This window comes from Acinetobacter johnsonii (genome assembly GCF_048551975.1).
Taxonomy (GTDB): Bacteria; Pseudomonadota; Gammaproteobacteria; order Pseudomonadales; family Moraxellaceae; genus Acinetobacter; species Acinetobacter johnsonii_A.
In genome coordinates this window covers 1-268 of record NZ_JBIMCF010000248.1, presented here as the reverse complement: position 1 = coordinate 268, position 268 = coordinate 1, and the positions used below count along the sequence as shown (strand labels likewise).

The window sequence follows — 268 nt, the reverse complement described above, 5'->3', positions numbered from 1 at the left end:
AGCCATAATCGGAGCTAAGCCAAACAACAATGCAATCATGCATGAAATAATATAATTGGTCGCCACATAGGTGAAAAACTGCGAGCCAATCAAGCTAAAAGAACCGGCAAAATAACTATGCCAAGCGACTTTATCGGTGGGGAACTGTCGCTTTAAGACCAATAACAAACAAATCGCCAAAGGCAGCGCAATGAAAAAACGTAAGACCAACGCCCACAGCATATGTAAATCGGTCACACTCCACACAATCGCTAAAGGCGTTGTGGAC

At 43.7% G+C, this 268-nt stretch carries 1 pseudogene; it reads right to left on the bottom strand.

What is annotated here, in order from left to right:
* Window positions 1-268 (bottom strand): annotated as a pseudogene (locus ACG9ZB_RS17400) (EamA family transporter); the annotation flags it as partial.